At 72.8% G+C, this 19,664-nt stretch carries 19 protein-coding genes; 8 read left to right on the top strand and 11 right to left on the bottom strand.

The features are described 5' to 3' along the window. Positions 1–127 precede the first annotated feature (127 nt). From MLY01S_RS03370 to MLY01S_RS03400, 7 genes are read right to left on the bottom strand one after another with little or no spacing between them, the layout of a single operon-like run. Positions 128–1,612: a phytoene desaturase family protein gene (locus tag MLY01S_RS03370; RefSeq protein WP_067189319.1), complete on the bottom strand. Its 1,485-nt coding sequence runs from the start codon at positions 1,610–1,612 to the stop codon at positions 128–130. A 31-nt stretch (positions 1,613–1,643) separates the two neighbouring features. Further along, positions 1,644–2,003 (bottom strand): cation:proton antiporter, encoded by a 360-nt coding sequence (locus MLY01S_RS03375; RefSeq protein WP_067189321.1) that lies wholly within the window; start codon positions 2,001–2,003, stop codon positions 1,644–1,646. Positions 2,004–2,006: 3 nt separating this feature from the next. Then, positions 2,007–2,285: a monovalent cation/H+ antiporter complex subunit F gene (locus MLY01S_RS03380; RefSeq protein ID WP_082739608.1), complete on the bottom strand. Its 279-nt coding sequence runs from the start codon at positions 2,283–2,285 to the stop codon at positions 2,007–2,009. Further along, a complete protein-coding gene (locus MLY01S_RS03385; RefSeq protein WP_245232081.1) occupies positions 2,282–2,689 on the bottom strand; it encodes a Na+/H+ antiporter subunit E in 408 nt (135 codons plus the stop codon). Before MLY01S_RS03385 ends, MLY01S_RS03380 begins: the two co-directional genes overlap by 4 nt. Further along, positions 2,686–4,239: a proton-conducting transporter transmembrane domain-containing protein gene (locus tag MLY01S_RS03390; RefSeq protein ID WP_067189324.1), complete on the bottom strand. Its 1,554-nt coding sequence runs from the start codon at positions 4,237–4,239 to the stop codon at positions 2,686–2,688. Before MLY01S_RS03390 ends, MLY01S_RS03385 begins: the two co-directional genes overlap by 4 nt. After that, positions 4,239–4,565, bottom strand: coding sequence for a sodium:proton antiporter (locus MLY01S_RS03395; protein ID WP_067189326.1), 327 nt, complete (start codon positions 4,563–4,565; stop codon positions 4,239–4,241). Before MLY01S_RS03395 ends, MLY01S_RS03390 begins: the two co-directional genes overlap by 1 nt. Next, a complete protein-coding gene (locus MLY01S_RS03400) occupies positions 4,565–7,618 on the bottom strand; it encodes a DUF4040 family protein (RefSeq protein WP_067189328.1) in 3,054 nt (1,017 codons plus the stop codon). The genes MLY01S_RS03395 and MLY01S_RS03400 overlap by 1 nt, the downstream gene beginning before the upstream one ends. A gap of 189 nt (positions 7,619–7,807) precedes the next feature. Between MLY01S_RS03400 and zupT the strand changes: the two genes are divergently transcribed. Beyond that, positions 7,808–8,605 (top strand): zinc transporter ZupT, encoded by a 798-nt coding sequence (zupT, locus tag MLY01S_RS03405; protein ID WP_067189330.1) that lies wholly within the window; start codon positions 7,808–7,810, stop codon positions 8,603–8,605. Between the two features lie 116 nt (positions 8,606–8,721). On the opposite strand, the gene MLY01S_RS03410 is transcribed toward zupT, so the two are convergent. After that, positions 8,722–10,320, bottom strand: a complete 1,599-nt coding sequence (locus MLY01S_RS03410) for a S1C family serine protease (RefSeq protein ID WP_245232082.1) — start codon at positions 10,318–10,320, stop codon at positions 8,722–8,724. 3 nt (positions 10,321–10,323) lie between these two features. Further along, positions 10,324–10,824 (bottom strand): thiol peroxidase, encoded by a 501-nt coding sequence (gene tpx, locus MLY01S_RS03415; RefSeq protein WP_067189334.1) that lies wholly within the window; start codon positions 10,822–10,824, stop codon positions 10,324–10,326. Positions 10,825–10,906: 82 nt separating this feature from the next. On the opposite strand from tpx, the gene MLY01S_RS03420 reads away from it, so the two are divergent. After that, the gene (locus tag MLY01S_RS03420) at positions 10,907–11,791 is read left to right on the top strand and encodes a patatin-like phospholipase family protein (RefSeq protein ID WP_373279959.1); all 885 of its coding nucleotides are present in this window, start codon (positions 10,907–10,909) and stop codon (positions 11,789–11,791) included. An 18-nt stretch (positions 11,792–11,809) separates the two neighbouring features. Here the strand turns inward: MLY01S_RS03420 and MLY01S_RS03425 are convergent, their stop codons facing one another. Next, positions 11,810–12,403, bottom strand: coding sequence for a PACE efflux transporter (locus tag MLY01S_RS03425; RefSeq protein WP_245232083.1), 594 nt, complete (start codon positions 12,401–12,403; stop codon positions 11,810–11,812). 148 nt (positions 12,404–12,551) lie between these two features. On the opposite strand from MLY01S_RS03425, the gene MLY01S_RS03430 reads away from it, so the two are divergent. Continuing rightward, positions 12,552–13,067: a ferritin gene (locus tag MLY01S_RS03430; RefSeq protein ID WP_067189337.1), complete on the top strand. Its 516-nt coding sequence runs from the start codon at positions 12,552–12,554 to the stop codon at positions 13,065–13,067. 130 nt (positions 13,068–13,197) lie between these two features. Then, positions 13,198–14,151, top strand: coding sequence for a DUF808 domain-containing protein (locus MLY01S_RS03435; protein ID WP_067189339.1), 954 nt, complete (start codon positions 13,198–13,200; stop codon positions 14,149–14,151). Between the two features lie 153 nt (positions 14,152–14,304). Here MLY01S_RS03435 and MLY01S_RS03440 read toward each other — a convergent pair whose 3' ends face one another. Then, positions 14,305–15,144 carry an alpha/beta fold hydrolase gene (locus MLY01S_RS03440; protein WP_067189341.1) on the bottom strand — a complete coding sequence of 280 codons (840 nt, stop codon included), beginning with the start codon at positions 15,142–15,144 and terminating at the stop codon, positions 14,305–14,307. 153 nt (positions 15,145–15,297) lie between these two features. Between MLY01S_RS03440 and MLY01S_RS03445 the strand changes: the two genes are divergently transcribed. The 4 genes from MLY01S_RS03445 to MLY01S_RS03460 all read left to right on the top strand — a co-directional run bounded on the left by MLY01S_RS03445 (position 15,298) and on the right by MLY01S_RS03460 (position 19,606). Further along, positions 15,298–16,041 (top strand): NUDIX hydrolase, encoded by a 744-nt coding sequence (locus MLY01S_RS03445; protein WP_082739614.1) that lies wholly within the window; start codon positions 15,298–15,300, stop codon positions 16,039–16,041. After that, on the top strand, positions 16,038–17,441 hold the full coding sequence (gene nadA / locus MLY01S_RS03450) for a quinolinate synthase NadA (protein ID WP_067189343.1): 1,404 nt from the start codon (positions 16,038–16,040) through the stop codon (positions 17,439–17,441). The genes MLY01S_RS03445 and nadA overlap by 4 nt, the downstream gene beginning before the upstream one ends. Then, the gene (gene nadC, locus MLY01S_RS03455) at positions 17,438–18,355 is read left to right on the top strand and encodes a carboxylating nicotinate-nucleotide diphosphorylase (protein ID WP_067189344.1); all 918 of its coding nucleotides are present in this window, start codon (positions 17,438–17,440) and stop codon (positions 18,353–18,355) included. Before nadA ends, nadC begins: the two co-directional genes overlap by 4 nt. Positions 18,356–18,424: 69 nt before the next feature. Continuing rightward, positions 18,425–19,606 (top strand): cysteine desulfurase family protein, encoded by a 1,182-nt coding sequence (locus MLY01S_RS03460; protein ID WP_067189346.1) that lies wholly within the window; start codon positions 18,425–18,427, stop codon positions 19,604–19,606. Positions 19,607–19,664 lie beyond the last annotated feature (58 nt).

The raw sequence follows: 19,664 nt of genomic DNA on the forward strand, positions 1-19,664 counted from the left end.
CCACATTAGCCCGCCGAGGGGTACTTGCAAAAGCGTGACGTGGGAAACATCCCGCACCGAGGGTGATCGTTACCTTTTCGTAACCTCGATGTCACACGTGCGCCGCCGACGGTGCGCGAAGGCCGGTTCAGGCGGCGTCGCGCAGCAGCGTTCGCACGGCCCATGCCCCGGACATGCCGTGGACACCGGCACCCGGGGCCGCCGCCGAGGACGCCAGGTACAGGCCCGGGACTCCGCTGCCCCGGACGGCGGCGCGGAGCCGGTGCGGCGAGAGAAGCCGAGGCCGGGCCAGAAGCTGGGTGCCGTCCAACGCACCACCGGCGATGTCCCCGCCGACCAGGTTGGGGTTCCAGGCCTGAAGAGCGGACGGCCCCGTCTCCACCGCTCGCAGGATCCGGTCGCGGAACCCCGGGGCATGCTCCTCGATCACCGCCTCGACGACGGGCCGCACCGCTGCCTCCCAGCCGTGCGGGACGTGGGCGTAGGCCCACACCACCGTGCTCCCCGCCGCCGGGGCGGCCGCCCGCGACGGGTCTGCGCCCTGCTGCTGGCACAGCATCACGAAGGGCCGCTCGGGCATCCGCCCGGCGGCCACGGCGGCCTCCGCCGCGGTGAGCTGCTCCGGCGTGCCGCCCAGGTGCACGGTGCCGGCCCCGCCGACGCGCGGGTCCCGCCACGGGATCGGGCCGTCCAGGAGGAAGTCGACCTTCGCCGACGCCGGGCCGTGCCGCCACCGGCGCAGCCGCCGCAGAGGCCGCGCCTCCATGCCGGTGCCGCCCAACGCGGCGACGGCCGCAGGCATCAGGTCGAGGATGGCGGCGTCCACGTCTGCCACCTCGGCCAGGTGGGTGATGCGCCGGCCGGTGTGCAGCCGGCCGCCGTGCGCGGCCAGCACGCTCAGCAGCGCGTCCACCACCGACTGGGACCCGCCCCGGGCGACGGGCCATCCGGTGGTCATGCCGAGCCCGCCGAGGAGCGTGCCCATCGCCGCCGTGAGCGGCCGGGTGGGAGGAAGGATCGTGTGCGCCGCCGAGCCGAGGAACAGGGCACGGGCCCGGTCGCCGCAGAAAGCGGCTCGGGCGGCCGCCGCGGCCGGCCAGGGCGAGCGGAGCCCGAGGCGGGCCATCGTCAGCGGATGGGGCCACCGGCGCACCAGCGGACCCAGGACGTCCGCCGCCGCCGCGGCGGGCGCGTCGAGGACGGGACGATGCCATGCCAACCAGGCGCGGCCGTCGTCGTGAAGGCCCGAGGCGGTGGCCTCCGGCTCCCGATGGAGGAGGACGGCGTCCTGCCCGGGCAGCGGGTGCGCCATCGGCACCTCGGGGTGGACCCACTGAAGTCCGTGGGCGGTCAGGTCCAGCTCGGCGAAGGCGGGGCTGACGACCCCCAGCGGGTGGCCGGCGGCGCCGAGGTCCACGACCGTCCCCTCCCCGAGCACGGGTGCGGAGGCGCACGCTCCGCCCGGACGGTCGGCCGCCTCGTACACGTCGACCTCCCAGCCGGCACGGGCCAGCAGGGCAGCGGCGGTCAGGCCGTTCGGACCGGACCCGACGACGGCGACGCGCCCGGGCTCGACGCCCTCCGGGAGCGGGAAGCCGGAGACGGGACGCATCGACTGCTCGTGGCTCACCGGCCGGTGCGGATCATCGGGCGGTCGGGCCCGGGTCCTGGGCGAGGTCCTGCGGCACGGTCGCCTCGTCCACGTGCGCACCGGAGCGGTAGATGCCGCGGGCGAGCACGTTCGAGGCGAGCGAGGAGACGATCACCAGGGAGATCGCGGTCAGCAGGAACAGCACCAGGGACCACAGCGCGAAGCCGTCCCGGGCGGTGAGGCACAGGAAGACGCCGAAGCAGATCAGCGGCAGGCCCATGCCGGTCGCGGGGCTGAAGACGTTCATCATCTGCAGGCCGTCCCGGGCGCGCAGCATGGACACGGCAGACAGCAGCACCAGGACGGCGCCGCCCACCATGCAGAGGATGCCGAACAGGGCGAGGACGATCATGGGTCAGCGCTCCCCTCGGGTCAGGATGCGACTCAGGGCGACCGTCGCGAGGATGCCGAGGAACGCCGCCAGCAGGGCCACGTCCTGGACGACCGCCGAGTGGAAGACCAGGCCCGCCGCGGCGAGCATGCCGATCGACGCGAAGTACACGAGGTCGCCCACCACGGCCCGCTCGGCATTGGTCTCGGAGCGCAGGATGCGCAGGATGCCGAGGCCGAACGCGACGGCCAGCACGGCGATCGTGGCGACGACGCCCACGGTGATCACGGTGTCGACGCTCATGAGGCCTCCTCCCAACGCGGTCCGCGCAGCATGCGCAGCAGCCGGTCCTCCATCTCACGCAGGCCGGCGACGACCTCCTCGCGGTCCTGGTCGAAGACGCAGTGGACGAACAGGGTCACCGGCTCGGTGTCGGTGCCGTGCGCGGTGCCCACCACGAGCGTGCCCGGGGTGATGGTGATGGAGCTGGCCATCCACGTCACCTCGAGGTCGCGCTCGCAGCGCAGGTCGTACCGGATGATCGACGGCGTGGCGAAGGGGCCGGCAGTCACGGCCTTGCGCGCCACCTGGAACGAACCGGCGATGACCTCCTTCACCAGCCACAGCACATAGGAGACGGCGTGGCCCAGATGGAAGCGCCACCGCCGTCCGCCCTGCGGCGGGCGGGTCTGACGGATGTCGGTCACGGGAGCACCGCCTTCACGTAGTCGGTCGGATCGAACAGCCCGGCCACGCCCTGCTCGACGAACGGCATCACCAGGCCAGCGCCCACGAAGAGCGCCACGGACAGGCCGATCATCAGCAGGCCGGGGGCCATCAGGCGGGGGGCCACGCGCACGTCGGCCGGCAGGACCGTGTCCGGGCCGCGGCCGCCGGTGACGACGTCCGGGCGCATGTGGGTCAGCTCGTCACCGCCGAAGGCCCCGGTCCAGAGGCGCTGCAGGGCCATCAGGGTGGCCACGGAGGCGAGCAGGATGCCCGCCATCATGACCCAGCCCCACGCGGCCTGGCCATGCTGCCCGGCCTCGGCGGTCGCGGAGATCAGGCCCCACTTGCCCCAGAGGCCGGACGTCGGCGGCAGGCCTGCCAGGGACAACAGGCCCAGGGCCATCCCGACGGCGATCACAGGCTCGCGCCTGACGAGGCCGCCGAGGCGGTCGATGCGCGACTGGCCGTAGGCGAGCTCGACCGAGCCGGTGAGGGTGAGCAGGCCGGACATCGTGATCACGTGGTGCACCAGGTAGAACACGCCGGCGACCACGGCGGCCGGGAAGGCCAGGACCACACCGATGAGGATGTGGCCCACGCCGGCGGTCATCTGGAACGCCATGACCCCGCGGACGCGGTTCTCACCGAGCGAGCCGACGGCGCCCACCAGCATGGTGGCGACGACCAGCACGCCGAGCACCCAGGTGAGGGGGTGGGTGGCGAGGTCGTACGGTCGGTGCTGCGGGGCGAAGACGACGTAGACGATGCGCAGCACCGCGTAGACGGCGACCTTCGTGTACAGGCCAGCGAACAGGGCCATCATCCCGGCCGAGGTGCCCGGGTAGGCGCGCGGCAGCCAGCCGTAGGCGGGCACCACGCCGGCCTTGACCAGCAGGGCGACCAGCACGACGGACACGCCCAGGGCCACGCGCGGGTCCTGCGCCGCGGCGCCCTGCAGCACCGCGAGGTTCACTGCACCGGCCGAGGCGTAGACCAGGCCCACGCCGGAGACGAGGACGGCCGAGGTGACCAGGTTGACGATCACGAACATGCGGCCGATGCCGAGGCGACGCCACGAGCCGGTGACGGCGAGCAGCGCGTAGGACGGCAGCAGCATCACCTCGACGAACACGAAGAGGTTGAACAGGTCGCCCGTGAGCAGGGCGCCGTTCACGCCGGCGAACGTCATGAGCGTCAGGGCAGGCACGAAGCGGTAGCGGTACTCCCGCGTGAGGATCAGGAACCAGGCGGCCACCGCGGTGGACAGCGAGGTCACGACGATCATCAGCGCGGACAGGGTGTCCGAGACGAACGGGATGGCCACGCCGGGGACGAAGGCGCCCACGCTGACGGCCATCGGCGGATGGGACCCGTGGTGGACCAGCAGGGCGATCGCGGCGGCCATGGACACCAGCGGGACGGCCACGGACAGCACCGCGTCCAGGGTACGGCTGCGCACCACCACGGACAGGCCCGAGGTGAGCAGCGGCACCGCCACGAACAGCGGCAGGAGTTCGGCGACGGCCATCAGTGGTCCTCTCCGGTCTCGGGCGGCACGGTCTGGTCGTCGTCACGGCCGATGACGGCCAGGGCCAGCATCAGGATGGACGAGGCCATGGAGATCACGATCGCCGTGAGCACAAACGCCTGGGGCAGCGCGTCGGCCACCTGGCGGATGTCCGCCCCGTCGGTCAGGGGCTCCTGGCGCCAGGCGGGCACGCCCGTGGTCAGCAGGAGCAGGTTCACGCCGTGGGAGATGAGCGTCAGGCCGAAGATGGCGCGCACCATCTCCCGCTGCAGCACCATCCACGCGCCGGTGCCGATCAGCAGGCCCACGGTCAGGGCGAGGATCATCATGCGTCATGCCCCCATTCCGGCGGTCGGGTGCCCGAGGAGATGTACTGCGAACGCGGGCTCACCACGTGCATCGAGGAGGTGGTCGGCGGGATCTCGTCCGGACGTTCGCCGTGGACGGTGTCCATGGGCCCGGACAGCTCGCCCTCGACGGCCTCGTCCAGGCGCTCGCGCATGGTCTCCGCGCCCGTGGTCGACTGCCGGGCGACGCCGAGCACGTTCACGGCCACGAGGATCAGGCCGATCACCGCGAGGTACACGCCGGCGTCGAAGACCATGGCGGTGGACAGGTGCTGGCCGAGGATCTCGGCGCCCTGCGGCTGCATGTAGGTGCCGGTCGCCGCCATGTTCCACAGGCCGGTGGCGGTGGCCAGCATGACGCCGCCGCCGATGAAGTACAGCGGCATGCGCGGCGGGCCGATCTGGCGGTCCTTCGAGGTGGATAGGTACATCAGGCCGACCACGGCCGAGCCGACGAGCGCGGCGTTGAAGCCGCCGCCCGGCTCGTTGTGTCCACGCCAGAACAGCAGGGCCGAGACGCCGAGCATGATCACCAGGATCACCCGCAGCATCAGCTGCAGCTGAGCGGTGTTGGCCCAGGGGTTCAGGATCGCCCGGCGCGCGGTGTCGGAGCCGAGGACGGGCTCGCCGGAGTCGAAGGTGCTCGCCTCCACCGCGGACATCGTCCGCGTGGCCGGGTCCAGCTTCGCCGAGCGGAGGGTGGACAGGATGGCGACGATGGCCACACCCGCCATGCCGAGCACGGTGAGCTCGCCCAGGGTGTCGAGGGCACGGAACTCCACGAGGATCACGTTCACCACATTGAGGCCGTGGGAGAGCGGGTAGGTCTCCTCGAGCAGGTAGGTGCCCACCTCGGAGCGCTCGCGGCGGCCGTTGAGGGCCCAGACTGCGGCGAACGCGGCCAGGCCGGTCGCCAGGCCGACGAGCACCGGCACGAGCTGGCGGGTGGGGCGGCGGCGGGAGGCCGCGGAGGAGCCCCAGGTCTTCGGCAGGCGCTGGAGCACCAGCATGATCACGATGATCGTGAGCGACTCGACGAGCAGCTGGGTCAACGCGACGTCCGGGGCGCCGAGCGAGAGGATCTGCACGGTGATGAGGATGCCCACCGCCGAGAGGGACACGGTGGCTCCCAGTCGGGTGTGGCTGCGCACCACGGCGAACAGGGCGACGGCCAGCAGCACGAGCAGGACCGCGTCGATCGAGCGGTTGATGCCCTCGGCGACCGGCGGGATGTGGCCGCCGGCGATGAGGCCGGCGACGCCGCCGAGCAGGACGGCGGACAGGAAGACGAGGATGGCCGCGACGTGCGGCCCCGCGTGGTCGTGGGCGGTGCGGGCCATGAGCCAGGCCCCGGCGCGCTCCAGGCCGGCACGGGCGCCCTCCACCACACCGGCGCCGGAGGCGGGCAGGCGCAGGCCCTCGAGGGCGGGCCAGAGGGTGCGGCGCATCGCGAGGGTGCCCAGACCCAGGGCCAGGACGATCACGGTGGTGACGAGTTCGGCGTTCACGCCGTGCCACAGGGACAGGTGCGGGTCCTGGACCTCGGCGGCCCCTTCGGCGGCGGTGCCGACGGCTCCGACCAGGGTGTTGATCGGGGCCAGGAAGAAGACCAGCACGGCGGTGGCGATCAGCGGGACGGCGGTGGAGCCGACCAGCAGGGCGGACGGGGCGTGCGGATGCAGCGGCTCGGGGGCCTGCTCGCGCGGCTCGTCGAAGAACACGCCGACCACGATCTTGGCGCAGTAGGCCACGGTGAGGACGGAGGCCAGGGCGGCCAGCACCAGGGCGACCGGGCCCGCCCAGGCGGGGGCCGCTCCTCCGGCGCCGCCCTCGCCGTACTCGAGCATGGCGGTGAGGACCTTCTCCTTGGACACGAAGCCGAGCAGCGGCGGGACGCCGGCCATGGCGGCGGCGCCGATCACGGTGAGCACCAGGGCGAAGGGGGCCTGGCGGCCCAGGGCCGGCATGTGCCGCAGGTCGCGGGTGCCGCCGGCGTGGTCGATCACGCCGACGGACATGAACAGGCCGGACTTGAACACGGCGTGCGCCAGCGTGTGCAGCGCGGCGGCGGCCAGGCCGACGGCGGTGCCGGTGCCGATCGCGGCGACGATGAGGCCGAGCTGGCTGACGGTCGAATAGGCCATCAGCTTCTTCAGGTCGGTCTGCTGCACGGCACGCAGTCCGCCGACGAGCGCGGTGGCCAGGCCGGCGGCCACCAGCAGGAAGGACCAGGCCGGGACGGCGTGGAAGAGGGGGGAGAAGCGCAGCAGCAGGAAGATGCCTGCCTTCACCACGGCCGCGGCGTGCAGGTAGGCGGAGACCGGGGTGGCGGCGGCCATGGCGTCCGGCAGCCAGGAGTGGAACGGGAACTGCGCGGACTTGGTCATCGCGGAGACGGCGAGCAGCACGGCCACCAGGGACGTCAGGCCCGGGCTGCCGGCCCAGACGTCCGCGGCGAGGATCTCGGAGACGCGCGTGGTGCCGGCGGCCACGGAGGCGATCGCCAGGCCGGCCAGCAGGCTGACCCCGCCGACGAAGGTGATCAGCAGGGTGCGCATGGACGGCGCCTCGGCCGCACGTCCGGAGCGGGCGATCAGCAGGAACGAGGCCAGCGAGGTCAGCTCCCAGCACAGGAACAGCACGACCGCGTCGTCGGTGGTCACCAGGCCCACCATGGCGAGGGTGAACATCGCCATGCCGAGGTAGAAGCCGAGGTGGCGTCCGGGGCCGAGGTAGGCCACCGCGTAGACGAGCACGATCGCACCGATCACGAGCGCGAGCAGCGTGAACAGGGCGCCGATGGGGTCCGTGCGCAGGGAAAGCTCCACTCCCCAGGCGGGGATCCACGGCATCGACCACGTGTACGCAGCGCCGGTCCCGGTGAGGGAGCCGAACGCCGGTGCGAAGACGACGGCGGCCACGGCGTAGACCGCGGCCAGGAACCACCCGGTGGCGCGGGGCGTCAGCCGTGCCACGACCGGGGTGAGCAGAAGGCCTCCCGCAAGCACGCAGAGCGTGAGGAGTGCGGGCATGGCTCCCAGCCTAGCCAAAGGCGACTGTGGCCCCCAAGACACGTCGGGTAGGGTGCCCTCGTGCGCGCGCGAAGGATGAAGCTGTCGCCAGGGCCCCGCACAGCCATATAACTGTGATGACAGTCACACATCCTCGGCTCCCCACCGCTCGCCGACGACCGCCGCCGCCGACCGCAGAAGGAGCCTGCCGTGCCACCGTCCGACCCCGTCCTGACGGCCCTCGGTCTCACCGTATTCGCCGGCGTCGCCACCGTCCTGGGCGGCGTCCTGGCGGTCATGGGGCGCACACCCGGACCACGCGGACTGGCGCTCGGTCTCGGCCTCGCCGGCGGCGTCATGGTCTCCGTCTCCTTCATGGAGATCATCCCCGAGGCGACCGACGGCCTCGTGCTGGACTTCGGGACCTGGGCCGGCACCGTCATGCTGGTCGGTTTCCTGGCCGGTGTGGGGTCGTTCCTTGCGATCGACCGGTTCCTGCCGGACCGGATCGACCTCGACGAGCGTGAGGACGGCGCCCCGGTCACCCGCCGCGACCGCCGCATGATGCGCCTGGGCCTGGTCACGGCGGTCGGCATCGGCCTGCACAACCTGCCGGAGGGCTTCGCCACCTTCGCCGCAACCCTGTCCGATCCCAAGGTGGGCCTGGCCCTGGCCGTCGCGATGGCCATCCACAACGTCCCGGAGGGCCTCGCCGTGGCCGTGCCCGTCCGCCAGGCGACCGGGTCGCGCCGCAAGGCCCTGGGCTGGGCGGCCCTGACCGGCATCGCCGAGCCGGTCGGCGCCCTGGTCGGATACCTGCTGCTCGCCCCGATCCTCACCGAGGCGCTGCCGTCCATGCTCTTCGCGGCGGTCGCCGGGATCATGGTGGTCATCAGCGTGGACAAGCTGCTGCCGGCCGCCCGCGAGGCCGGCGGCGCCCGGGTCGCGTTGGCGGGCATGCTCATCGGCATGGTCGCGATGATGGTCTCGCTGGACATGCTCCCCTGACCCGCCGGCCCCGCGGCTGCTGCCCGACGACGGCGCCTCCCCCGAGCCGGCCGCCGCCACAGGGCCGCCGGGCAGGTCGCGCCCGACGACGGCCGGTCACCGCGGCAGAGCGGGCGTCAGTTGACGACGGCCTCCTGGAGGACGGCCTCCTCTTCGCGGACCTGCCCGTTGGCGGTGATCCACTTGACGGTGATGCGCTCGCCCACGTTGCGGTCGTTCACCATGCGGGACAGACGCGAGGCGCTGGTGCCGACCGAGTGGCCGTCCACCGCCACGATCACATCGCCGGGACGCAGGCCGATCTCGTCCGCGGAGGAGCCTTCGTCCACGTCCACGACCACGACGCCGTCCTCGCCGGGCCTGATCATGATGCCCAGCGCGCCGTCGGCGCCGATGGAGACGGTGTCCGTCTCCTCGCCGGAGAGCACCTGCTGCACCACGCCCAGGGCCACGTCCAGGGGGATGCCGAAGCCGTCGACCTCGCTGGAGGTGGTCCCGGAGCTGGCGGCGACGGACACGGCGACCACCTGGCCGTCCGCGTCCACCATGGGGCCGCCGGAGTACCCGGGGACGACGTCCGCGTCCGTCTGGATCAGGCCGGTGAGCCGGGAGTAGTCCTCGCTCCCCTCGGGTGCGGCGTAGATGGAGCGGTCAAGGCCGAGGACCTCGCCGCGGACGCTGGTCAGGTAGCCCTGCCCGCGGGCGTTGCCGACGGCGGCCACCGCGTCCCCCGGCGTCGGGTCCCCGGCGGCGAGGCTGGCCGTCTCGAGTCCCTCGGCATCCTCCATCTGGAGGACGGCGATGTCGTTCTCGGCGTCACGGCCGAGCACGGTGGCGGTGTACTTCCGGCCCGTGTCCGAGACGGTGACGCGCACGCGGGAGGAGTCCTCCACGACGTGGTAGTTGGTCACGGCCAGTCCGTCCTCCGAGAGGACGATGCCGGTGCCGGTGCCCATCGCCCCGGACAGCTGGGTGTCCACGAGCAGGACGCCCGGTGCCTCCATGACGGTCTGGCCGCGGTCCAGGTCGCGGCCGCGGTGCGGCGGGGCTTCCCAGTCCACCACGACGCCCTCGTGCACCTCGGTGAGGGCCTGCACCCACTCCTCCGGGTCGCGGTCCTCGTAGGGAAGGCTGCGCTGCTCGGTGCCGCGCGGGGCGCCCTGGGACTGGTGCTGCTGTTGCTGCCGCTGCTCGGCCTCGATCCGGTCCGTGAGCTCGCTGACGGCGAAGCCCGCGCCGCCGCCGGCCAGGATCAGCGCGCCCACCACACCGGCGGCCGTGATGAGCATCCGGCCGCAGGACTTCTTCCGCCTCGGCGGCCTGCCGGGCGGATACCCGCCCATGGCGTACTGGGGGCCGCCGTACGGGCCGCCACTATAGGGACCGCCGTACGGGCTGCCACCAGAGGGGCCGCCGTACGCGCCGCCCTGCGGCGGTGCGCCGTAGGGGCCGCCACCAGAGGGACCGCCGTACGGGCCGCCTTGCGGCTGCGCACCGTACGGGCTGCCCTGCGGCTGCGCACCGAAGGAGCCGCCGCCGAAGCGGCCGTCGCCCTGCCAGGGCGAGCTGCCGTCGTCGTGCCTGCGATAGGCGTCCAGCGGCCCCTCGGGCCGTCCAGGGTCCCCGTCCGCGCGCGCAGACGACCCGTAACCCAGGTAGGCGTACGGGTCCTGCGGGGCTCGGCCGCGGCGGGACTCAGGACGACGGCGGGGCATGGGTCAGGCCTGCGCGGCGGCCAGGGCGGCCTCGTAGTCCGGCTCCTGGGCGATCTCCGGGACGAGCTCGGTGTGCTTCACGGTGCCGTCCGGGCCGATCACCACCACGGAACGGGCGAGCAGGCCGGCGAGGGGGCCGTCCTGCATGCGCACACCGTAGACGTCGCCGAAGTCGGAGCGGAAGGTCGAGCCCGGCAGCACGTTCTCGATGCCCTCGGCACCGCAGAAGCGGGCCGCGGCGAACGGCAGGTCCGCCGAGACGGCCAGGACCACGGTGTCCTCCAGTCCCGCGGCGTGCTGGTTGAAGGTGCGCACCGAGGTCGCGCAGACACCCGTGTCGACCGACGGGAAGATGTTCAGCACCACGGTCTTTCCGGCCAGGTCGGCCAGCCTGATCGCGGCGAGGTCCTGGCCCACGAGCTCGAAGGCGGGGGCGGACGCGCCCACGGCCGGCAGCTCGCCGACGGTGGTGACGGGGGTGGAGCGGAAGGTGATGTCAGCCATGGGTCCACCCTAGAATGTGGACGTGGCAGGGAACACCTCATCGCAGTCCGGCTCCCCCGAGGGCGAACAGGACCGCGCCCGCATCCGGAGCACCGTCACGGACACCGCCCTCGTCTTCGAAGGCGGCGGAATGCGGGCCTCCCTCACCTCGGCCGTCGTGTCCGGGCTGATCGAGGAGGGGATCTTCTGCGACTTCGTGTCCGGCATCTCCGCCGGCTCGTCCAACACGGCGAACTACCTGTCCCGGGACGCCCGCCGGGCACGGGCCTGCTTCGTGGACTTCGCGGACGACCCGCGCTTCGGTTCGTGGCGCACCTGGATCCGCGGCCAGGGCCTGTTCGCGGCCGAGTACATCTACCAGCATGCCGGCCGCCCCGGACAGGTCCTCCCCTACGACTTCGGCACGTTCCGGGCGAACCCGGCCCGGTTCGCGATCGGCGGCTTCGACGCCGAGACCGGGCAGACCGTCTGGTGGGGCCGCGAGGACGTGCACACCCTGGACGACCTCATGGTCCGTGTCCGTGCGTCCTCGACCATGCCGGTGCTCATGCCGCCGGTGAAGCTCGCCGGCTCCACCTGGGTGGACGGCGCGCTCGGCGTGGACGGGGGCATCCCGCTCACCCCCGGCGTGCAGGCCGGGTACGAGAAGCAGCTGGTCATCCTGACCCGCGAACGGTCCTATGTGAAGCGGCCCGAGCGGTTCCCCGGCTTCTACCGCACCTACTTCCGCCGCTACCCGGCCGTGGCCGAGGGGCTGACGACCCGCTGGAAGCGGTACAACGAGACCCGCGAGCGCCTGTTCGAGATGGAGCGTGCGGGCACGGCCTACGTCTTCGCACCGGAGCACATGCCGGTGCAGAACGGCGAGCGCAACGTGGCCAAGCTGGCCGCCGCCCACGAGCTCGGCCGGCAGCAGTTCGCCAAGGAGCTGCCCGCCATCAAGGAGTTCCTCGGCCTGGACGGCTGAGTCCCGGCGCCGGTGACCTCAGACGCGGTCGATCGGGCCGGTGAGGACGTCCACGCCGGAGGCCGGGTGGGCGGTGGAGGTGCCCGCCGGCGGCTCGGAGGCGGAGTCCGGCAGGCCGAAGACGGAGTCGAAGCAGTACGCATAGACCGCGGTGTAGAGGAAGAAGAACACCAGCAGGCCGCCCTCGATCACGATCGCCTCCCCCAGGCTCACCTGCAGGATGAACGCGACGGTGGGCACAAGCATGCAGACCAGGCCCAACTGGAAGAGGACGGCGTGCGCCACCCGCACCCTCAGCGGTCGGCCGGTGGTCCCGGAGCGGCGCTCCCACGCCTCGAAGATCGTGTTGAACGCCAGGTTCCACAGCAGCGCGATGGTCGAGTTGGCGATCGCCAGCACCAGGGACGAGTTCGCCTCCTTGCCGACAAGGGTGAGCAGGACGGTCACGAACAGCACCGCCAGCACCTCGAACACCACGGCGTAGACGACGCGGCGGGTGCCGGGGCTGCGGAACACCCGCCGCCGCGCCCACGCAGGGCGGCCTCCGGGCCCCAGCGGCACGTCGTCGCGGGCCGCCGCACTGCGGGAGGGAGCGGAGTTCGGGTCGGTCACTGTGCTTCTCTCGAACAGGGGACGGGTCGCGGCGCGCAGGCCGACCCGCCATCCTAGCCTGCCGGGGACCGGGACGCAGCGGGCGACCCGGCTCAGGTGAGCCTCACCAGGCTTTCGGCCGCCGGCCGGCGGGTCTACTGTGGGCGTCATGAAGCTCACCGACGACCTGCTGAAGAAGTTCAACGACCAGATCACCCTCGAGCTCGAGGCGTCCATCGTGTACCGCCAGCTGGCGATCGCCGCGGACAACCTGGACCTCACCGGCATGGCCACCTGGCTGCGCCGCCAGGCGGACGAGGAGATCGTCCACGCCAACAAGTTCATCGACCACGTGACCGACCGCGACGCCTACGCGGAGATCGGCACCATCAATGCCCCGCAGGTGTCCCGCGACGCCACCGCCCTGGACATCTTCGAGGCCGCCCTGGCCCACGAGCAGAAGGTCTCCGAGGCCATCCGCGAGCTCTACCGCGCCACCGACGCGGCCGGCGACCTCAACGCCCGCCCGCTGCTGAACTGGTTCGTGGACGAGCAGATCGAGGAGGAGGCCACCGTGTCCGAGATCATCGGCCAGCTCCGCCTGGTCGGCGAGGACGGCTCGGGCCTGCTGCGCATCGACCAGCGCCTCGGCGCCCGCCCGGTGGAGACCACCGAGGCCGAGTGACCCACCGTCGGCGGCCGGGCGACGAGCACCCCGGCCAACGACGCGGCGGCCGTCCGGGACCCTCCCGGGCGGCCGCTATGCTTTTCCCGGCGCGGCACCGAGCCCGCCCTGCGTCCCATCAGGAGGAACCATGAGCGGACTCGTCGCACTGCTGGACGACGTCGCAGCGCTCGCGCGCCTGGCCGCTGCCAGTGCGGACGACGTGGCCGCCGGCGTCGCCAGGGCCAGCACCAAGGCGGCAGGCGTGGTGATCGACGACGCCGCCGTGACCCCCCAATATGTGACCGGCGTGGACCCGAAGCGCGAGCTGCCCATGATCTGGAAGATCACCAAGGGCTCTCTGCGCAACAAGCTGCTCATCATCCTCCCCGCCCTGCTCCTGCTGTCCTGGCTGGCCCCGTGGATCCTGCCGTGGCTGCTGCTGGCCGGCGGCACCTTCCTGGCCTACGAGGGCGCCCACAAGGTCTGGAACAAGATCACCGGCCACCACTCGGCAGACAAGGAGCCCGCGGTCGAGCAGGGCGCCGACGCGGAGGACAAGGTCGTCCGGGGCGCCGTCACCACCGACTTCATCCTGTCCTGCGAGATCATGGTGATCTCCATGAACGAGGTGGCGGACCAGGAGATCTGGATGAAGGCGATCATCCTCTTCGTGGTCGCGATCGCCATCACCTTGGGCGTCTACGGCACCGTGGCACTGATCGTGAAGATGGACGACATCGGCCTGCACATGCTCCGCGACGGCCACACGGACGGCGGCCGCCGCTTCGGCGCCACCCTGGTGAAGGGCATGCCGCATGTGCTGCGCGTGATCACCGTGGTCGGCACCGTGGCGATGCTCTGGGTGGGCGGTCACATCGTGCTCGTCGAGCTCGACCTCTTGGGCCTGCACGCCCCCTACGAGTTCCTGCACCACCTCACCGCGCCGGTGGCGGAGGCCGCCGGCGCGTTCGTCGGCTGGGTCGCCGAGACCCTCGGCTCCGCGATCGTCGGGCTCCTCTGGGGCACCGTGGTCCTGGGCGTCGTGACGGTGGCAGGCAAGGCGTTCGGCACGAAGGACCAGGAGAACCAGGCCGCCCACTGACACCGCCGGCCCGCCTCCCGGCAGGCCCACGACGACGGGCCCCCACCTTCCGTGCACTCCTCGGCGGAGGTGAGGGGACCGTCGTCGTCCCGTCTCCTGGGGACGGATGCCGTGTGGGGGACGGACGCCGTGTGCGAGCCGGTCCGCTTCGGCTCAGTCCTGGGTGAGGAAGTGCCGGACTGCGTCCACGAACGGGCCGGGCTGGTCCGCGTGGACCCAGTGCCCGGCCTCGCGGATGGTGACGCGCACGGCGCGCGGGAACAGCTCCTTCATGCGGGGCACGTCCGAGTCGAGGATGTAGTCCGAGTCCGCGCCGCCGATCCACAGGACCGGGCCGTTGTAGGTGCGGTCCGGGTCCGCCTCGACCATCGGCTCCGGGAAGGAGCCGATCACCTCCAGGTCTCGCAGCAGCATCTCCACGTTCGGCTGCCAGGCGAAGTGGCCGTGGTCCCGGCGCAGGTTCTGCAGCAGGAAGCCACGGATGCGCTCGTCCGGGACCTTCTGCGCCATGGCCGCGTCCGCGTCCGACCGGGTGCGGAAGGAGGCCAGGTCCATCTCCAGCATGGTGCCGAGCAGGTGGACGAACTCGTCCGTGGCAGCCGGCGAGGTGCGCGGGGAGATGTCCACCACCACGAGGCGATCCACGAGCTCCGGGTGGCGCAGGGCCAGCGCCATGACGGCCTTTCCGCCCATCGAGTGGCCCACCAGGTGCACGGGCCCGTCGGCGGCCAGACCGGAGCGCAGGTGGTCGGCGAGCCGGTCGGCGATCCTGCGGTAGTCCACGCCGTCCGTCCACGGGGACTGGCCGTGGTCCGGCATGTCGATCATCTCGACCGTGAACTGGTCGGACAACGCCTGGGCGATGCCGTTGAAGTTGCGGCCCCGGCCCATCAGGCCGTGGACGAAGGCGACGCGGCGGGGGCCGTCCCCCACCACGGTGGAGGCCAGCGGGGCGTCGGGGGCATCGGTGCGGGAGGTGTCTGCGGAGGTCACGGGGACAGGGTAGCGGCCGTGCTCGTCGGGACGGCACCGAAGACGTCTTATGGTCCTACTGACACATATGGCCTCGAATTCATATGGTCTGCGCGACATTATGGAGCCGACCGCGTCCTCGCACGCCCGCCGACCCAGGAAGACCACCACCCCATGACCGCCGACCGCGCCGCCGAGGCGGCCCTGATCCGGGCCGCCGTGTCCACGGCGGTGCTCAGCCTGCGCACGGACCGCTCCGGGCGCACCGCCCTGCACGTGGCCCTCGTCCCCCGCACCCGCGCCCCCTTCCTGGACCGCTGGGCCGTGCCCGGCCGCTGGCTCGAGGCCGACGCCGACGTGGACGAGACCGCCGAGGCCGTGGCGGCGGAGACCGTGGGCGTCTCCCCCGCCCATCTGGAACAGCTGGCCGTGTTCGGCGCCGTGGACCGCTCCCCCACCGGACGCGTCCTCACACTCGCGCACTGGGCCCTGACCTCCGGAACGGACCGCGAGGGCTGGAACGTCCGCTGGTTCGACGTGGACCGCGTACCGGCCCTGGCCTTCGACCACGCGCAGATCGTGGCCGCCGCCCGCACCGCACTGGCCCGCCGCCTGGACGACGCCGCCGTGGCAGGCGCCCTCATGCCGGCCGAGTTCACGCTCGGCGAGCTGCGCGCGGCGCACGAGGCCGTCACCGGCGAGCGGCTGGACGCCGCGAACTTCCGCCGCACCGCCCTGGGCGACCCGTCCGTGCAGGACACCGGCACCGTGCGCACCGGAACCCCCTACCGTCCGCCCCGGCTCTACCGCTTCGCCGCGCCCGAGGTGACGCGCGCGCTGAGGCGCCCACCCACATCGACGACCCCCACCGCCGCCCCCGACGCGGCCCCGCGCCCTGACGAGAGGACCGACCGATGACCGCCGTGACCCCCAACACCGGACAGGCCGCCCCCGCGGCCCCCGCCGCTCCGACGACGCCGTCGGTGCCCGTGCAGCTGACCCTGCTGCCCTCCCGGCCTGCCGGAACCGCCTCCTGCACCGAGGACCTGCTGCTGCCGCCGTGGGAGGCCGGAGGAGGCTACGGCCCCGGCTCCTCCATGCAGGACCGTGCTCCGTCCGACATGCCCCGCCAGGGCGAGATCCCGGCCGAGTACCGCACCGCCTCCGACGACGAGCTGCAGGAACGCATCGCCGCCGCCAAGGCCGAGCTCGCAGACCGCGTGGTCCTGCTGGGGCACTTCTACCAGCGCGACGAGGTGGTCCGGCACGCCGACTACGTGGGCGACTCCTTCCAGCTCGCCCGCGCCGCCACCGCCCACCCGGACGCCGAGGCCATCGTGTTCTGCGGCGTGCACTTCATGGCCGAGACCGCGGACATCCTCTCCGGGGACGGGCAGGCCGTGATCCTGCCCCATCTGGGCGCCGGCTGCTCCATGGCGGACATGGCGGACGTGGACTCCGTCACCGACTGCTGGGCCCAGCTCGAGGACCTCTACGGCACCGAGCCGGATGAGCAGGGGCGCCAGCCGGTGCTGCCGGTGACCTATATGAACTCCTCCGCCGCGCTGAAGGCGTTCGTGGGCGCCCGCGGCGGCATCGTCTGCACCTCCTCGAACGCCGCCCAGGTGCTCGAGTGGGCGTTCGAGCGCGGACAGCGGGTGCTGTTCTTCCCGGACCAGCACCTCGGCCGCAACACCGCCAAGGCCATGGGCATCGGGCTCGAGCAGATGCCGGTGTGGGACCCGCGGCAGCCCCTCGGAGGCAGCACCGCCGAGCAGCTGCAGGACGCGAAGGTCATCCTCTGGCACGGCTTCTGCTCCGTGCACCGCCGCTTCACCGTGGCGCAGATCGAGAAGGCCCGTGCCGAGCACCCGGACGTGCAGGTGATCGTCCACCCGGAATGCCCCATGGAGGTCGTGGACGCCGCGGATGCCTCCGGCTCCACGGACGCGATCGTCAAGGCGATCCAGGCGGCGCCGGCTGGCTCGACCTTCGCGGTCGGCACCGAGATCAACCTGGTGCAGCGTCTGGCCGCGCAGCACCCGGAGCACACGATCTTCTGCCTGGACCCGGTGATCTGCCCCTGCTCCACCATGTACCGCATCCACCCCGGCTACCTCGCCTGGGTGCTCGAGGAGCTCGTTGCCTCACGCGTGGTCAACCGCATCGAGGTCCCCTCCGCAGTGCAGGCCCACTCGCGGACCGCCCTGGAGCGCATGCTCGCGGTCGTCCCGCTGGCGACTCCCGCGGGGGCCGGTCCCCGGAACGGGTCCGCCCCCGCCGGCACCGAGCCCTCCACCACGGGAGCCGCCCAGTGACCGCCGCCCTGCGCCGCGAGGTGCTGTCCCGCGCCTTGGCCGAGGACGCCCCCTGGGGCGACGTCACCGGCGAGGCCTTCGTGCCGGAGGACGCCGTCATGGACGTCCGTGTGGTGGCCCGGGAGGCCGGCGTGTTCTCCGGTGCCGCGGTGCTGGCCGAGGTCTTCCTGCTCGTGGACCCGGCCGTGTCCGTGACGCTGAATGCCTGCGACGGCGGCCGCTTCGCCGCCGGGCAGGTGCTGGCCGAGGTCTCCGGCCCCGCCCGCGCGGTGCTGCGCGGCGAGCGCATCGCCCTGAACCTGCTGCAGCGCATGTGCGGGATCGCCACGGCCACGGCGCGGTACGTGGACGCCGTCCGTGCCGCCGGGGCGCACACCCGCATCGCGGACACGCGCAAGACCGCCCCGGGCCTGCGCGTCCTGGACCGCCAGGCGGTACGGGACGGCGGCGGGCACAACCACCGCATGTCCCTGTCGGATGCCGTGATGGTCAAGGACAACCACTGGGCCGCCATGGGCATCGCGGAGGGCGCTTCGGACGAGGAGGTCACCGCCGCCCTGCGCGCCGGCATGGATCGCCTGCCGCACACCGTCCACGTGGAGGTCGAGGTGGACCGGTTCGAACAGATCGCCCCCGTGCTCGCCGCGGGCGCGGATACGATCATGCTGGACAACTTCAGCCTCGCGGACCTGCGGGCCGGGGTCGCCCTCGTCGACGGCCGGGCCGTGGTGGAGGCCTCCGGCGGGATCACCCTGGAGACCGTCGGCCCGGTCGCCGCCACCGGCGTGGACGTGGTCTCCGTGGGCGCCCTGACGCACTCGGTGCGGGCCCTGGACATCGGCTTCGACGCCGCCGTCTCCCCCGGAACGCCGCAGCGCCGCGCGACCGGCGGCCCGGAGGACGCCGCGGGCTGAGGACCTGTCCGCACCCGCATCATCACCGACGCGCGGCAACGGTGCCGCACACCTGGGAGGGGAACCGACGTGATCCTGCTCGACCATGCCGCCACCGCCCCCGTCCGCCGCGAGGCGGTGGAGGCCATGTGGCCCTATCTCACCGGCGATTTCGGCAACCCCTCGTCCGTGCACGAGCTCGGCCGTCGCGCCGGACTCGGCCTGGAGCAGGCCCGCGGCCAGGTGGCCGAGGTCCTCGGCGCCCGCCCCTCCGAGGTGGTCTTCACCTCCGGCGGCACCGAGGCGGACGTCCTCGCCCTGCAGGGGATCATCCTGCCGAAGCTGCTGCGCGCCCGCCGCCAGGGCACTCTGGACGCCCCGCTGCGCCTGGTCACCACCGCGATCGAGCACGGCGCCGTCCGCCAGACCGCCGCGTCCCTGAAGCGGATCCACGGCATCGAGGTGGACCTGCTCCCCGTGGACTCCACCGGCAGGGTGGACCCGGAGGACCTGCGCCGGATCCTGCGCCCGGAGACCGCCCTGGTGTCCATCCACCTGGGCAACAACGAGATCGGCACCGTCCAGCCCATCGCCGAGCTCGCCGCCGTGGCACACGAGGCCGGCGTGCCGATCCACACGGACGCCGTGCAGGCGGCCGGCCAGCTGGACCTGGACGTCGCGGCCCTGGGAGTGGACGCCCTGTCCGTGTCCGGCCACAAGGTCGGCTCCCCCAAGGGCGTCGGCGCCCTCTGGATCCGCCCGCGCCTGCCGCTGGAGCCGGTGCTCACCGGCGGCGGCCAGGAGTCCGGCCGCCGTTCCGGCACCCAGAACGTGGCCGGCGCGGTGGCCATGGGCACCGCCATGGCCCTGGCCGAGGCCGAGCGCACCGCACCGGGCGAGGTCGGCGCCGCCGCCCGTACCGCCCGTCGGGACCGGTTCATCGCCCGCGTCCTGGAGAGCGTGGACGGCGTCCGCCTCTCCGGCCACCCGGAGCATCGCCTGCCGCAGCACGCCTCGTTCCTCATCGACGGGGTCACCGGCGAGGCCGTGCTCGTGGAGCTCGAGGCCCGCGGGGTGCTGTGCTCCGTGGCCTCCGCCTGTTCCGCGGGTCTGGCCGGCCCGTCCCCCGTCCTCGCCGCGCTCGGCTTGGACTCCTCGGCCGCCCAGTCCTCCCTGCGCTGCACCTTCGGCCCGCACACCACCGAGGCCGAGCTCGAGGAGGCCGCCGCCGCGGTGGTCGCCGGCATCCAGGCGGTCCGCCGCCTCGGCTGATCGATGCGGCCGCCTGCACGACAACGGCCGCGCACCTGCCCAGGTGAGCGGCCGTCGT

Source organism: Micrococcus lylae NBRC 15355 (assembly GCF_001570885.1).
In the GTDB taxonomy this organism is placed as follows: domain Bacteria; phylum Actinomycetota; class Actinomycetes; order Actinomycetales; family Micrococcaceae; genus Micrococcus; species Micrococcus lylae.